General features: G+C 55.6%; 16 protein-coding genes and 1 other annotated feature. Of the genes, 3 read left to right on the top strand and 13 right to left on the bottom strand.

Translation table 11 applies throughout. The annotated features are described in order from the left end of the window. The 11 genes from CYR52_RS21555 to CYR52_RS21510 form a co-directional block, all read right to left on the bottom strand. Window positions 1–207 (bottom strand): DUF2502 domain-containing protein (locus tag CYR52_RS21555; protein ID WP_165699107.1); only part of this gene is annotated, 207 nt, incomplete at its 3' end. Between the two features lie 738 nt (window positions 208–945). Further along, window positions 946–1,242: an integration host factor subunit alpha gene (ihfA, locus tag CYR52_RS21550; protein WP_004717732.1), complete on the bottom strand. Its 297-nt coding sequence runs from the start codon at window positions 1,240–1,242 to the stop codon at window positions 946–948. 4 nt (window positions 1,243–1,246) lie between these two features. Next, window positions 1,247–3,634 carry a phenylalanine--tRNA ligase subunit beta gene (pheT, locus tag CYR52_RS21545; RefSeq protein WP_072930957.1) on the bottom strand — a complete coding sequence of 796 codons (2,388 nt, stop codon included), beginning with the start codon at window positions 3,632–3,634 and terminating at the stop codon, window positions 1,247–1,249. 14 nt (window positions 3,635–3,648) lie between these two features. Then, complete coding sequence (pheS, locus tag CYR52_RS21540) at window positions 3,649–4,632, bottom strand: phenylalanine--tRNA ligase subunit alpha (RefSeq protein ID WP_101829403.1); 984 nt, start codon at window positions 4,630–4,632, stop codon at window positions 3,649–3,651. Window positions 4,633–4,756: 124 nt separating this feature from the next. Beyond that, window positions 4,757–4,881 (bottom strand) — a sequence feature (Phe leader region). Beyond that, on the bottom strand, window positions 4,832–4,876 hold the full coding sequence (pheM, locus tag CYR52_RS22735; protein ID WP_165698429.1) for a pheST operon leader peptide PheM: 45 nt from the start codon (window positions 4,874–4,876) through the stop codon (window positions 4,832–4,834). (Overlaps the previous feature by 45 nt.) A 113-nt stretch (window positions 4,882–4,994) precedes the next feature. Beyond that, window positions 4,995–5,351, bottom strand: coding sequence for a 50S ribosomal protein L20 (gene rplT, locus CYR52_RS21535; protein WP_013576134.1), 357 nt, complete (start codon window positions 5,349–5,351; stop codon window positions 4,995–4,997). A 40-nt stretch (window positions 5,352–5,391) separates the two neighbouring features. After that, entirely contained in the window at window positions 5,392–5,589 is a 198-nt protein-coding gene (rpmI, locus tag CYR52_RS21530; RefSeq protein WP_072930961.1) for a 50S ribosomal protein L35, read from the bottom strand. A 96-nt stretch (window positions 5,590–5,685) separates the two neighbouring features. Beyond that, complete coding sequence (gene infC, locus CYR52_RS21525; RefSeq protein ID WP_072930963.1) at window positions 5,686–6,237, bottom strand: translation initiation factor IF-3; 552 nt, start codon at window positions 6,235–6,237, stop codon at window positions 5,686–5,688. 3 nt (window positions 6,238–6,240) lie between these two features. Continuing rightward, window positions 6,241–8,169: a threonine--tRNA ligase gene (gene thrS, locus CYR52_RS21520; RefSeq protein WP_072930965.1), complete on the bottom strand. Its 1,929-nt coding sequence runs from the start codon at window positions 8,167–8,169 to the stop codon at window positions 6,241–6,243. Between the two features lie 287 nt (window positions 8,170–8,456). Then, complete coding sequence (locus CYR52_RS21515) at window positions 8,457–9,617, bottom strand: ABC transporter substrate-binding protein (protein WP_175558171.1); 1,161 nt, start codon at window positions 9,615–9,617, stop codon at window positions 8,457–8,459. A 78-nt stretch (window positions 9,618–9,695) separates the two neighbouring features. After that, the gene (locus CYR52_RS21510) at window positions 9,696–10,322 is read right to left on the bottom strand and encodes a transglycosylase SLT domain-containing protein (RefSeq protein WP_101829404.1); all 627 of its coding nucleotides are present in this window, start codon (window positions 10,320–10,322) and stop codon (window positions 9,696–9,698) included. Between the two features lie 125 nt (window positions 10,323–10,447). On the opposite strand from CYR52_RS21510, the gene ghoS reads away from it, so the two are divergent. Together ghoS and CYR52_RS21500 are read left to right on the top strand one after the other, a co-directional pair. Then, window positions 10,448–10,762 (top strand): type V toxin-antitoxin system endoribonuclease antitoxin GhoS, encoded by a 315-nt coding sequence (ghoS, locus tag CYR52_RS21505; protein ID WP_072930970.1) that lies wholly within the window; start codon window positions 10,448–10,450, stop codon window positions 10,760–10,762. Between the two features lie 181 nt (window positions 10,763–10,943). Continuing rightward, complete coding sequence (locus CYR52_RS21500; protein WP_101829402.1) at window positions 10,944–11,819, top strand: fructosamine kinase family protein; 876 nt, start codon at window positions 10,944–10,946, stop codon at window positions 11,817–11,819. A 51-nt stretch (window positions 11,820–11,870) separates the two neighbouring features. On the opposite strand, the gene CYR52_RS21495 is transcribed toward CYR52_RS21500, so the two are convergent. Beyond that, entirely contained in the window at window positions 11,871–12,419 is a 549-nt protein-coding gene (locus CYR52_RS21495) for a YniB family protein (protein WP_101829401.1), read from the bottom strand. A 190-nt stretch (window positions 12,420–12,609) separates the two neighbouring features. On the opposite strand from CYR52_RS21495, the gene hxpB reads away from it, so the two are divergent. Then, the gene (gene hxpB / locus CYR52_RS21490) at window positions 12,610–13,275 is read left to right on the top strand and encodes a hexitol phosphatase HxpB (protein WP_101829400.1); all 666 of its coding nucleotides are present in this window, start codon (window positions 12,610–12,612) and stop codon (window positions 13,273–13,275) included. A 65-nt stretch (window positions 13,276–13,340) separates the two neighbouring features. Here the strand turns inward: hxpB and CYR52_RS21485 are convergent, their stop codons facing one another. After that, entirely contained in the window at window positions 13,341–13,673 is a 333-nt protein-coding gene (locus CYR52_RS21485; protein WP_072930985.1) for a cupin domain-containing protein, read from the bottom strand. Window positions 13,674–13,827 lie beyond the last annotated feature (154 nt).

Genomic DNA, 13,827 nt, shown 5'->3' with positions numbered 1-13,827 from the left:
GATGTGTTTATTTTTGTGCTCGTGCCACCACTGCGGCGGACGCCAGTCGTAGCCGTCCCAGTAATAGCCCCGTTTATCCTGATCACCCAGATGTAATGAAACGCCAGGAACATTAATATCAAGGGATACACCTGCCTGCGCAATCATCGGCAGCGCCAGAACGCCGCACAACACCACACTACGCAACAGTAAAGAAGAACTTTTCATTTTATGCTCACCTTATTTATTTAGGCATGGATTTTTATATCAACTCTTAATTTTTACCGCTATCGCCAGATGGCGTATTTGCACATCACTTTCATTGATCTTACGCAATCCTTACACTTCACCGCCGCGGATGTTTTATTTTAAATAGCCGGTTAATCCGCATCCCCTTTAACAACTCTTAACGATAAGCTTACGTGCTTTATTTATTGCCGCTTTTATACTGAGCGTGCATTCAATGAGAGGGTTATAAAAATGATGCGTAAATTAATTGCTATGCTTGGTATTGCTCTGGTAGTCACATCTCTCTCCGGTTGCCTGTTCCCGCCTCCGGGCGGCGGTGGCTGGGGCGGCGGCCACGGTGGCGGCGGTCATGGCGGTGGTGGCCCAGGTATGCGGTTTGACCGTTAAACCTGGCGCATAATCGCCGGTTAATTTGACTTAATTCAGCGCAGCACTGTATTACGTTATGAATAACAAGGGAGCCTCGCTCCCTTTTTTATTTCCTTCCTTATTTTCCCCTCCCTTTTCCCTCTGCTTTATTTTTCCTTTACAGATATCGGAATAATCCTGAAGTTAATTTACCTTTCCCCACAAATAAATAAAAAAGCACATCAGGCTAACCCAAGGCAGGGAATAAAAGGGATGCGCTTTATGTTTTCGCTAATGCTGAAAAAGGAAACAGAAAAAAGGACAAAGAAAAAGGCCGCACAAGGCGGCCTTTTTTAACAGGGTGATTGCTTACTCTTTCGGCGTCGCATTTTCTACCCGGCTTTTTAACTTCTGCCCCGGACGGAAAGTGACCACACGACGCGCCGTAATCGGAATGTCCTCGCCCGTTTTCGGGTTACGGCCCGGACGTTGGTTTTTGTCGCGCAGATCAAAGTTGCCAAACCCTGACAACTTGACTTGTTCTCCATTTTCCAAAGCACGGCGTACTTCTTCGAAGAACAACTCCACCAGGTCTTTGGCATCCCGTTTGCTCAGCCCGAGCTTTTCAAACAGGTGTTCTGACATTTCAGCTTTAGTAAGCGCCATAGGTTCAATCCCTCAAGGATGCTTGGAATCGCTGTTTCAGAGCCTCTACACATTTTGCAACGGTAGCGGCGATCTCCTCTTCTTCCAGTGTACGAGCGGTATCCTGCAATACCAGACTGATAGCCAGGCTCTTAAAACCGTCTGCCACGCCCTTGCCACGGTACACATCAAACAAGTTTACGCCAACTACCTGATTTGCGCCAACTTTCTTACATTCGACCAAAATATCGTCTGCGGGAACGTTTTCTGCCACTACAATTGCGATGTCACGGCGGTTTGCCGGGAAGCGGGAAATCTCGCTCGCATCAGGCAGGACGCGGTCTGCGAGCTTATTCCACAGCAGTTCGAACACGATAGTACGGCCGTTCAGATCCAGTTTACGCTCCAGCTCCGGGTGCACGACTCCAATGAAACCAATACGTTCGCCCTGCAAATAAATCGCGGCGCTCTGGCCTGGGTGCAGCGCCGGATTGGCTTCGGCACGGAACTGGATTTCCGCTGCTTTCCCGGTAAGATCCAGAATTGCTTCGAGATCACCTTTCATATCGTAGAAGTCAACCGGCTGGCGCGCCAGATCCCAGTGTTCTTCGTAGCGATGGCCGGCAATTACGCCTGCCAGCATGAGATCCTGCCGGATAGCCAGATCTGCCGAACTATCAGGCACAAAACGCAGGCCGCTTTCAAACAGGCGTACGCGCCCTTGCTGGCGGTTCTGGTTATACACCACGGCAGACAGCAGGCCGGTCCACAGGGAGAGGCGCATGGCCGACATCTCTACCGAGATCGGGCTGGGCAGGATCAGCGCCTCTTCACCCGGATGCAGCAATGCCTGCACTTTCGGGTCAACAAAGCTGTAGGTGATCGCTTCCTGATAACCGCGGTCTACCAGCATGGTTTTCACGCGCTTAAGCGACAGGTCGGCTTCGCGGTGCGTGGTCATCTCCAGGTTCGCCCTGACCGGCACGTCCGGGATGTTGTTGTAGCCGTAAACGCGTGCCACCTCTTCCACCAGATCCTCTTCGATCTGCATGTCAAAGCGCCAGCTTGGGGCCACGGCCTGCCAGCCGCCGTCAAGGGTGGTCACGGTGCAGCCCAGGCGGCTCAGGATGTCACTGACCTGCTGGTCTTCGACCTGAATCCCGATCAGGCGATCAAGTTTTTCACGGCGCAGGGTGATGGTCGCCGGGCGCGGCAGGCTCGCCTCATGGGTGACGTCAATCACCGGGCCGGCCTGGCCGCCGCAGATGGCCAGCAACAGCGCGGTGGCACGCTCCAGGGCCTGGGGTTGCAGCGCCGGGTCTACGCCGCGCTCGTAGCGGTGTGAGGCGTCAGTGTGCAGGCCGTAACGGCGTGCACGGCCGGTGATCGCCAGCGGGTCAAAGAAAGCGCACTCCAGCAGCACATTTTGCGTCTCTTCATTCACGCCGGAATGCTCACCACCGAAGATGCCGCCCATCGCCAGCGCTTTCTGGTGATCGGCAATCACCAGCGTGTCATCACGCAGTTTGACTTCGGTGCCGTCCAGCAACACCAGCGTTTCATCCGGTTGCGCCATCCGCACCACAATGCCGCCGTCAATGCGGTCGAGGTCGAACGCATGCATCGGCTGGCCCAGTTCGAGCAGCACATAGTTGGTGACATCCACCACCGGATCGATAGAACGGATGCCGCAACGACGCAGCTTCTCACGCATCCACAGCGGGGTGGCCGCTTTCACGTTGATGCCTTTCACCACCCGGCCCAGATAACGTGGGCAGGCTTCAGTCGCCTCAACCTTGATCGGCAGGGTGTCGGTCAGTGTGGCGGCCACCGGGGCCATTTCCGGCACATTCAGCGGCAGCTGGTTATTTACCGCTACGTCACGCGCCACGCCGATCAGGCTCAGGCAATCTGCGCGGTTTGGCGTCACGCTGATTTCGATGGTGTTGTCATTGAGCTTGAGGAATTCACGGATGTCGGTGCCGATCGGCGCATCTTCCGGCAATTCAATGATGCCGTTATGGTCATCAGAAATACCCAGCTCAGAGAAGGAGCAGAGCATCCCTTCTGACGGCTCGCCTCGCAGTTTCGCGGCCTTGATTTTGAAGTCGCCCGGCAGCACGGCACCCACGGTGGCGACCGCCACTTTCAGGCCCTGGCGGCAGTTTGGCGCGCCGCAGACGATGTCCAGCAGGCGGTCGCCGCCTACATTTACTTTGGTGACGCGCAGTTTGTCTGCATTCGGGTGCTGGCCGCACTCCACCACATGGCCAACCACCACGCCGTGAAACGCCCCGGCAACCGGCTCAACGCCGTCCACTTCCAGGCCGGCCATGGTAATTTGCTCGGCCAGTTCATTGCTGCTGATGGCTGGGTTTACCCACTCACGCAACCAGAGTTCACTGAATTTCATGTGATATTCCCGCCTTACTTAAACTGTTTGAGGAAACGCAGATCGTTTTCGAAGAATGCACGCAGATCGGTCACGCCGTAACGCAACATGGTCAGGCGCTCCATACCCATGCCGAAGGCGAAGCCGGAGTAAATTTCCGGGTCAATGCCGACATTGCGCAGCACATTCGGGTGCACCATGCCGCAGCCCAGCACTTCCAGCCACTTGCCGTTTTTACCCATGACGTCCACTTCCGCGGAGGGTTCCGTGAACGGGAAATAGGAAGGACGGAAGCGGATCTGCAGATCGGCCTCAAAGAAGTTGTTCAGGAAATCATGCAGCGTGCCTTTCAGGTTGGTGAAACTGATATCTTTATCGATAATCAGCCCTTCCATCTGATGGAACATCGGCGTGTGGGTCTGGTCGTAGTCGTTACGGTACACGCGGCCCGGCGCAATGATGCGGATAGGCGGCTGCTGGGCTTTCATGGTGCGGATCTGAACGCCGGAGGTCTGGGTACGCAGCAGGCGCGTGGCATCAAACCAGAAAGTGTCGTGGTCAGCGCGGGCCGGGTGGTGGCCCGGAATGTTCAGCGCGTCGAAGTTGTGGTAATCATCTTCAATTTCCGGGCCGGTCGCCACGGAGAAGCCAAGCTCGCCGAAGAATTGCTCAATGCGGTCAATGGTGCGGGTTACCGGGTGCAGGCCGCCGTTTTCCATCCGCCGGCCCGGCAGGGAGACATCAATGGTCTCTTCTGCCAGCCGCGCATTCAGGGCGGCACTTTCCAGGTTCTGCTTCTGGGCGTTCAGGGCATCCTGCACCTGCTGCTTGGCCTCGTTAATCACGGCACCGGCTGCCGGGCGCTCTTCCGGCGACAGCTCACGCAGTGATTGCATCTGCAAGGTAAAATGGCCCTTCTTGCCAAAATATTCGACGCGTACCAACTCCAACGCGGCAACATCCTTGGCATCTTCTACGGCTGCTTTCGCATTGGCAACCAGCTCTGCGAGATGTGGCATTGCTTTCCTCTTCTTCAGACCAACTGGCCTGATGTCTGTTTATTATTCATGCCGGTCAATACTCTGACGGCCTGTAACTTGCTGATTCTTCACAAGGCACCGCATCATGCCCGTGCTTAACGCCAAAAAAAAAGCCTCCGCGAGGGAGGCTTTGGCGCTATTTTCCGTTTCTTCTCTTACGCGCAGAAGCCTCCTGAAATCAGGCGCTAAAGTAAAAAAAGAAGCGGAAAACAGCAGCATTCATGCGTGCATTACCTTAAAAATCAACTGACGGCTATTGTCAGGTTTTGCGGGGCAAAAAGTCAAACATTCTCTTTGAATTACAACGTAAAAGAGGGAGCAAGCTCCCTCTTTTAACTGACTTACGCCAGTGCTGCTTTCGCTTTCTCAACCAGTGCGCTGAAGGCCACTTTGTCGAAGACTGCGATGTCAGCCAGGATCTTACGGTCAATTTCAATAGAGGCTTTTTTCAGGCCGTTAATGAATTTGCTGTAAGACATGTCGTTCTGACGGGCTGCAGCGTTGATACGCGCAATCCACAGTTGACGGAACTGACGTTTCTTTTGACGACGGTCACGGTAAGCGTATTGACCAGCTTTGATAACAGCCTGGAATGCAACACGATATACGCGCGAACGGGCACCGTAGTAGCCTTTCGCCTGTTTTAAGATTTTTTTGTGACGTGCACGTGCAATCACACCACGTTTTACGCGAGCCATATGCTCTCCTGAGTATTATTCTTGATTAAAAAAAGTGTAATTATGCGTACGGCAGACATGCGACGACAAGGCCAAGATCGTTCTTGGATACCATGCCTTTAGGACGCAGATGACGTTTACGCTTAGTAGCTTTTTTGGTCAGAATATGACGCAGGTTAGCGTGCTTACGCTTGAAACCACCGTTGGCGGTCTTTTTAAAGCGTTTAGCGGCGCCACGTACGGTTTTGATCTTTGGCATTTTAATTTCCACTTCGCATTGTTAATTACAACGAACCAGAAGGCGAAAAAATCCCACGCTACGCGAACGCAGCGCGGGATTGATTACTTGGAAGCCTTACTGTTTCTTCTTAGGTGCGAGCACCATGATCATCTGACGGCCTTCGATCTTCGTAGGGAAGGATTCGACAACGGCCAGATCAGAATCTTCACACAGGTCTTTACGGACGCGGTTAAGCACTTCCATACCGATCTGTTGGTGCGCCATTTCACGCCCACGGAACCGCAGGGTGATTTTGGCTTTATCGCCATCTTCCAGAAAGCGAACCAGGTTGCGCAGTTTGACCTGATAGTCGCCATCATCGGTACCAGGCCGGAATTTGATTTCCTTGACCTGAATAACTTTTTGTTTTTTCTTCTGTTCTTTTGTGGACTTGCTCTTCTCATAGAGGAATTTGCCGTAATCCATCACGCGGCATACCGGCGGTTCGGCATTGGGGCTGATTTCGACTAAATCAACGCCTGCTTCCTCAGCTTTCTCAAGAGCTTCATTCAGACTGACAATACCAATCTGCTCGCCATCGACGCCTGTAAGGCGCACTTCTTGGGCGCGAATTTCTCTGTTAATGCGATTCGGACGCGCCGGTTGAACTCTTTTTCCGCCTTTAATACTTTATTCCTCCAGTTGATGAAGACTTCTGCTGCGTATCTCGCTGAGCAGTTTGTCTACGACTTCGCTCACGTCCAGGCTCCCCAGGTCTTTTCCGCGGCGGGTGCGAACGGCAACTTTGCCTGTTTCCACCTCTTTATCACCGCAAACCAACATGTAGGGAACACGACGCAGCGTGTGTTCACGAATTTTAAAGCCTATCTTCTCGTTTCTCAAGTCCGCTTTCACACGAATGCCGACTTCCTGCAATTTTTTGGTCACTTCCTCAACGTATGCTGACTGGCTGTCAGTGATGTTCATCACCACAACCTGCACCGGTGCCAGCCAGGTCGGGAAGAAGCCGGCGTACTCTTCGGTAAGGATACCGATGAAACGCTCCATCGACCCAAGGATGGCACGGTGAATCATGACCGGGACCTGACGGTCATTGTTCTCTCCGACGTAAGAGGCGCTTAAACGGCCCGGCAGAGAGAAGTCGAGCTGCACGGTACCACACTGCCACGCACGATCCAAACAATCATACAGGGTAAATTCAATTTTCGGTCCGTAGAAGGCGCCCTCACCCGGCTGATATTCAAACGGGATCGCATTTTCAGTCAGCGCAGCAGCCAGGTCTTCTTCCGCGCGGGTCCACATCTCGTCGGAACCGATACGTTTTTCCGGGCGGGTGGACAATTTTACCACAATTTTTTCAAAACCGAAGGTGCTGTACATGTCGTACACCATCTTGATGCAGGCATTCACCTCTTCACGCACCTGATCTTCCGTACAGAAGATGTGGGCGTCATCCTGGGTGAACCCGCGTACGCGCATCAGGCCGTGCAATGCGCCGGACGGCTCATTACGGTGGCAGCTGCCGAACTCGGCCATACGCAGCGGCAAATCACGGTAGGATTTCAGCCCCTGGTTGAAGATCTGCACGTGGCCCGGGCAGTTCATCGGCTTGATGCAGTATTCACGGTTTTCAGAGGAGGTGGTAAACATCGCCTCTTTGTAGTTGTCCCAGTGCCCGGTTTTTTCCCACAGCACGCGGTCCATCATGAACGGCCCTTTCACTTCCTGGTACTGGTACGCTTTGAGCTTCATGCGCACAAACGCTTCCAGTTCGCGGAAGATGGTCCAGCCATCGTTATGCCAGAACACCATGCCCGGCGCTTCTTCCTGCATGTGGTAGAGGTCAAGCTGCTTGCCGATGCGGCGGTGGTCACGCTTGGCCGCTTCTTCCAGACGTTGCAGGTAAGCGTTCAGCTGTTTCTTGTCTGCCCAGGCCGTCCCGTAGATGCGTTGCAGCATTTTATTGTTGCTGTCACCGCGCCAGTAAGCGCCGGAGGTTTTCTGCAGCTTGAAATGGTGGCAGAAACGCATGTTCGGCACGTGCGGGCCGCGGCACATATCCACGTACTCTTCGTGATGGTAGAGGCCCGGATGGTCATCATGGCTGATATTCTCATCCAGGATCGCCATTTTATAGGTTTCACCGCGGGCGGCGAAAGTGTCACGCGCCTCCTGCCAGCTCACTTTCTTCTTGATGACGTCGTAATCTTTGTCCGCCAGCTCATGCATACGCTTTTCCAGCAGATCCAGATCTTCCTGGGTCAGCGTGCGGTCAATATCGACATCGTAATAGAAGCCGTTATCAATCACCGGGCCGATGGCCATTTTGGTGTCCGGCCACAGCTGTTTAATGGCGTGCCCCAGCAGGTGCGCGCAGGAGTGGCGCAGGATTTCCAGGCCTTCCGGATCTTTGGCGGTGATGATGGCAAGCTGGGCGTCGGTCTCGATCAGATCGCTGGCATCAACCAGCTCCCCGTTGACGCGGCCGGCGATACAGGCTTTCGCCAGGCCGGGGCCGATATCCAGGGCAACATCCATCGGGGAGACGGCACGGTCATAGTGACGCTGGCTTCCATCAGGAAGAGTAATAACAGGCATGATAATTCCTTATCTACAGTGGTGAACCACACGACAGTTCACATGCAGTAATAAATTTGAGTGTATTTTCAACGCATGGACGACAATCTAACCCACAATTGTTACATTTCCATCCATACGGGTAACCAGTCTGGCCGCCAACGGCGTTGCCGGCAGCCTGCGATAGTAACACTAATTAATTTAGTGATTCCAACCCCTTTATTGGGAATTCTCCGATCGCAGGCAGGCAGAGGAAAGCGCGCCGCTGCCATGGCCTGCTGCCCCCGGCTGAAGCCGCGGCGACAGGGTTATCCTTTCGCCGGTGCCTGTGAGGCCAGCACGCCGGTGCCTGCCGGCAGGGTGGTGAAACGGCTTAAAATATCGCCCCAGGTCTGGTTTGGGTCGAGGCTGGAAAACTGTTGCGGGTAAATAAATTTCGCCAGGAATTCCAGCCCGACGATGTTGTACGGGTGGTTATAGAAGTTGTGGTAGATACCGTAGAAGCGCTGGTTGCGAATGGCTGACACCTCGCTGAAGCCTGCACGGCTTTTCATTTTCGTGAAGGCCGCATCCACCTGCGCTTGCGTGACGTTGTAACCAAACGGCACTGCTGCGTTATTTTTGCTGGCCCACTGGGAGCCGGAAACGATATAGACATCCGGTTTCAGGCTGATGACCTTTTCCAGGGAGATATCACCGGTTGCGCCCGGCAGCAATGAAGACCCGATATTCCGGGCGCCGACGGCCTCCACCAGCGCGCCCCACCCGACATGCGCGTGGGTGAAGCAGCAGGCATCCAGCCCACCCAGCCCGGCTTTGGCTTCAATAAAGACCTGCGGCTTCGGGGTGACATTGTTTACTTTCTCCAGCACGGCCTGATAGTGCTGCTGATAAAAGTCGGTATAGGCTTTGGCTTCCTGCTCACGGTTAAGCACTTCTCCCAGCAGGGTGATGCTTTTCGGCGTGTCTTCCACCGGTTTCAGCATGGTGTCGATAAACAGCACCGGCACATTCAGCGCCTTCATTTTTTCCAGCACGCCGGTTTCAGTCAGGGAGGGTTTGGCGCGCAGCTGCGCCACCATCAGATCCGGGCGCTCGGCGATCACGCTCTCAAGGTTCACTTCCCCTTTGTCGCTGAAGCCCATATCCAGGATTTTTTTCGCGGCCGGCCATTTCTGGTCAAGCAGTTGCCAGGTGGCCCCATCGCTCTTTTTCAGCAGGTTATTCCAGGCCACCACGCGGGCAAACGGGTCTTGCCGGTCAAGCAGCGCCAGCGCCAGAATATCCCGGCCATCCTGCACGATAAGGCGTTTCGGCTCCTGTTTCAGGGTGACGGTCTGGCCGGCGGTGTCGGTGACGGTCAGCGGATAAGTGGTGGCCATCACGGGGGCGGCACAACAGAGGGCTACAGCGGCAGCCAGCAGGGAAAGGGAACGCGGCACAAGGAACTCCTGTAAAAAAGTGTGCATGGATAGTAATGAGAATTGATTACATTATCAATCATGCACACCTGCCGTGCTCCCTGCCCTGCGTTTTCCGCCTGGCCATCAGGCTTCCGGCAACAGGGACTGATAGGCCGTATTCACCTTCCAGAGATACCGGGGTGCCTGCGGGGCGGGATGGTTCGCCTGGATATGCGCGTAGAACGCCGTGGGTGACAGCCGGTTGATGGCGCGTACCGCCTGCTTGCGATCCGGTGAGAAGGTGCGCAACAGCGCACCGGCCCCGTTAACGTACGCGACCGTGACGGCATAACGCAGGGTCAGCGGGTCGTCAATCCCGGCCAGCTGCTGCTGGAGTACGCTCAGGTACGCGGTGCCCAATTCAATATTGGTTTCGGGATCTTTCAACTCGCGGCTGCTCGGCTGGCCGCGCCGCCCCTGAAGCCGGTAGGCATCACGCCCGGCAGTGGAAGCTTTAAGCTGCATCAGCCCCACCGCATTGGAACGGCTGACCACATCCGGTTTAAAGCCGGACTCCACCTGAATAATCGCTTTGACCAGCGTCTCATCGACCCCATAGCGCCGGGCGGCCTGATGGATGGTCTGGTTGTAGGCCAGTGCATTCATATTGGTGCCGGTAAACACCTTGCCGCTGCTCTGCGGCGGTTTTTTCTCACCGGCGCACCCTGCCAGCAGCAACGCCGCCAGCAAATAGCTCAGTTTTCGGTTTATGTTCATTCCCTTTTTCCGCTGTCGTGCTCATCATCACCGGCGTCAGGATACCGGCTCCGGCGTGCCACCTGAATAGGATTTGTGGACTATTCTCAATAATATCCCAATAAACAATGAGGTGAATTATGGCGTTATCACATCCTAAACCTTATGTCGTGACCTTTCGTTATCAGGAGCAGAGCCTGGCTGACCTGGCAAAGCTCACCAATCAGCTGACCCTGGCGGGGTTTACCACTTCGCTGACCAGCGAGGACGGCGTATTGCATGAGCTCGGCACCAACAGCTACGGCATCAGCGGCCTGCACAGCCGGGAGGATGTCACTGAACTGGCGACCCGCCTGGGTGAAACCGCGCTGGGTCAGACTCCGGAAGTCAGCCTAGCGTCGCTGGAGGAGTACCTGCAACAGATTAATGAGACGAAAATGCCGCCAAAAGCGTGATCTGCCGCGTACCGCTTTGCACAATTTTTGCGCTTTTTTCAGGCGTACTATCAATCGCGTATATACTTCCTAGGGCAAGCTGCCCCGGCAGCGCCCTCCGGGGCCTGCCTGTGCGCCAGATCGTTTTTTATCAGCGCTTTCCCGGCGTTGATGAATCACCGGCCGGACGGAGGGTACTACTATGTGGCAAGCCATTAGTCGTCTGTTGAATGATCACCTTGGCATCGCCGAGATACGCGAGCGTGTTGAGTTGCCCGGCGGTGAAATCCATCCGGCCTGGCGGGTGAGTTACGGCGAGCATGAGGTGTTTGTCAAAGCGGACCGCCGCGAATTGCTGCCGATGTTTACTGCAGAAGCCGATCAGCTTGAGCTGCTGGCCCGCAGTAAAACGGTGCGGGTGCCGGAGGTGTATGGCGTGGGCAGCGACCGGGATGACAGTTTCCTGTTGCTGGAATATATCCCCCTGCGCCCGCTGGATGCCGCGGCAGCTTACCGGCTCGGGCAACAACTGGCGGCCTTGCACCAGTGGAGCGAGCAGCTGCAGTTCGGCCTGGATTTTGACAACGACCTGGCCACGCTGCTGCAGCCCAATAGCTGGCAGCGCCGCTGGAGCACCTTTTTTGCCGAACAGCGGATTGGCTGGCAATTACAGCTGGCCGCGGAAAAAGGCATGGTGTTCGGTAACATGGAAGAGATTATTGATCTGGTGAAACAGCGGTTGCATAACCACCAGCCCCAGCCCTCCCTGCTGCATGGCGATCTGTGGCCGGGAAACTGCGCGCTCGGCCCGGACGGCCCGGTGCTGTTTGACCCGGCCTGCTACTGGGGAGACCGGGAGTGTGATCTCGCGATGCTGCCGCGTTACCCTGACCTGCCGGCCCAGCTCTATGACGGCTATCAGAGCATCTGGCCGCTGCCGGAAGATTTCCCGGCCCGCCAGCCGCTTTACCAGCTCTATTTCCTGCTTAACCGCAGCAACCTGTTTGGCGGCCAGCACCTGGTGGCTGCCCAGCGCGCGGTGGACCAACTGCTGCACCCGGAACCGGAGCCGTTCTGAGCGCATAAAAAAACCCGGCAGCACCGGGTTTCTTTCGTCCTGTTTCGCGAGTCAGGCAATCAGCCCCAGCAGCTTCAGCACCAGCCAGGCGATTACCGCGATCACCACCGGCAGGATATAGAGTGAAAAAACCTGCAAAAAGATAGTATGGCGCGGCAGGATGATCCGCTCTTCGACCTGCGCCCGCGTCCGCCCTTCACTGCCGCGCGCCTGCTCCAGAATCATCTGGTCTTCGACCCCTTCGCGGATATGGCGGACTTGCCGTGACATGCGTGCGCCGGACGCCTGCAAGGCCAGCCCGACGAAGATCAGAATATAAATCACGGCAAACATCACATTCGCCCCGCTCAGCCCCTGGCCCACCGCAGGCACCGGCGAGTTGTGCCAGAAAACGTTCAGGAACGGGGTATTAAAGCGGATCATATCGATCATGACATGCAGGAAATCCAGCATTACGGCGTTAATACCCTGAGTCTGTTTGCTTTGGCTGTAGATAAAGTTCAGCAGTGACACCACTGTCGACAGCAAGGCCGGAATAAACACTACCCAGCCTAATACCCGTTTGAGCACGGCAACGCGCCCAGCCTGTTGATACGTCATGGATTCCCCTTGTAAAGACGTCGTTCCTGTCAGCCAAGTGTACCTACAGATACAAAAACCGCCCAAACTTTTAATCATTTAGCCCCTGCGCGGCGTGCCGGGCGCAGGCGCCGGGATATTCAGCCGGCGGCCGGCAGTGGTAGAGTGTCTGCGGTTATCTTCCTGTTTACTGCTTAAGGAGCCTTTGCGCATGGCCTATGTCCGACCGATACACGCAGCAATTTTTGATATGGATGGGTTACTGATTGATTCAGAACCGTTATGGACCCAGGCTGAGCTGGACATCTTCGGCGGGCTGGGGCTGGATCTGTCGCAGCGTGACACCCTGCCGGACACGCTGGGGCTGCGTATCGATCAGGTGGTGGAGTTGTGGTACCAGGCGATGCCGTGGCATGGCCCCAGCCGGGCGGAGGTGACGGAGATGATTATCGCCCGCGCGATTGCACTGGTAGAGCAGCATCGCCCGCTGCTGCCCGGCGTCAGCCATGCCCTCGAACTCTGCCGCCAACAGGGGCTGAAAATCGGCCTGGCGTCCGCGTCACCCCGCTTTATGCTGGATAAGGTGCTGGCGATGTTTGCACTGGAGGATTATTTCCCGGTGCGGGTCTCCGCCCAGCCGTTGGCTTACAGCAAGCCACACCCGGAGGTCTACCTGCTGGCGGCGCAGGAGTTGGGCGTGGATCCGCTTAACTGCGTGACGCTGGAGGATTCGGTTACCGGTATGGTCGCCACCAAAGCGGCGCGGATGCGCTCGATTGTGGTCCCGGCCCCGGAGAACCGTGGGGATGCCCGCTGGGCGCTGGCAGACGTCAGGCTGGAGTCGCTGGCGCAGTTGCGTGTTGAACACCTCACCTGACACCGCACCGGATACCAGGCCGGGCGGCACACCCGCCCGGCCCGGAAGCGCTCCGGCGTCAGGCGTTATAAGAAGTCATCGCGCTTTGGCGAAAAGGTGTCGATCAGAATACTGCCCGCTTCCAGTGCCACTACCCCATGCATCTCATGTTTAACCGCCCGGTAGGCATCGCCGGTTTTCAGCACCTGTTTCACCCCTTCAATCTCCACCTCAAAACTGCCTGCGGCAACATAGGCAATCTGGTCATGGATGTCATGCTGGTGCGGGGTGCCGACGGCACCTTTTTCAAAATGCACCGCGACCATCATCAATTCATCACTCCAGGTCATGACTTTGCGTTTAATGCCCTGCCCCAGATCGTCCCACGGGGTCTCCTGATCGAAAAAGAAGGTTTTCATGCTCTGCTCCTGTCGCCAAATGGGGGTTACCGTGGCTCATACTACGGGTTCCGGCTGTGGCGTCAGCGCAAAAATAGCAAAAGCATGACGCCCTTCAAAAAATAAATAAAACATCATTTCATATTTATTGAATTCACATCCCGCAGGGCTTATG

The organism is Chimaeribacter arupi (assembly GCF_002858805.1).
Taxonomy (GTDB): Bacteria; Pseudomonadota; Gammaproteobacteria; order Enterobacterales; family Enterobacteriaceae; genus Chimaeribacter; species Chimaeribacter arupi.
The sequence above is the reverse complement of the archived record's forward strand: the minus strand, read 5'-3'. Positions and strand labels throughout refer to the sequence as shown.

Coding starts and splice junctions, on each gene's coding strand:
- CYR52_RS21515 (WP_175558171.1), bottom strand. CDS start 9,617: ATGCACACTTTTTTACAGGAGTTCCTTGTGCCGCGTTCCCTTTCCCTG.
- CYR52_RS21500 (WP_101829402.1), top strand. CDS start 10,944: ATGTGGCAAGCCATTAGTCGTCTGTTGAATGATCACCTTGGCATCGCC.
- rplT (WP_013576134.1), bottom strand. CDS start 5,351: ATGGCTCGCGTAAAACGTGGTGTGATTGCACGTGCACGTCACAAAAAA.
- hxpB (WP_101829400.1), top strand. CDS start 12,610: ATGGCCTATGTCCGACCGATACACGCAGCAATTTTTGATATGGATGGG.
- rpmI (WP_072930961.1), bottom strand. CDS start 5,589: ATGCCAAAGATCAAAACCGTACGTGGCGCCGCTAAACGCTTTAAAAAG.
- pheT (WP_072930957.1), bottom strand. CDS start 3,634: ATGAAATTCAGTGAACTCTGGTTGCGTGAGTGGGTAAACCCAGCCATC.
- CYR52_RS21495 (WP_101829401.1), bottom strand. CDS start 12,419: ATGACGTATCAACAGGCTGGGCGCGTTGCCGTGCTCAAACGGGTATTA.
- ghoS (WP_072930970.1), top strand. CDS start 10,448: ATGGCGTTATCACATCCTAAACCTTATGTCGTGACCTTTCGTTATCAG.
- CYR52_RS21485 (WP_072930985.1), bottom strand. CDS start 13,673: ATGAAAACCTTCTTTTTCGATCAGGAGACCCCGTGGGACGATCTGGGG.
- pheS (WP_101829403.1), bottom strand. CDS start 4,632: ATGCCACATCTCGCAGAGCTGGTTGCCAATGCGAAAGCAGCCGTAGAA.
- ihfA (WP_004717732.1), bottom strand. CDS start 1,242: ATGGCGCTTACTAAAGCTGAAATGTCAGAACACCTGTTTGAAAAGCTC.
- thrS (WP_072930965.1), bottom strand. CDS start 8,169: ATGCCTGTTATTACTCTTCCTGATGGAAGCCAGCGTCACTATGACCGT.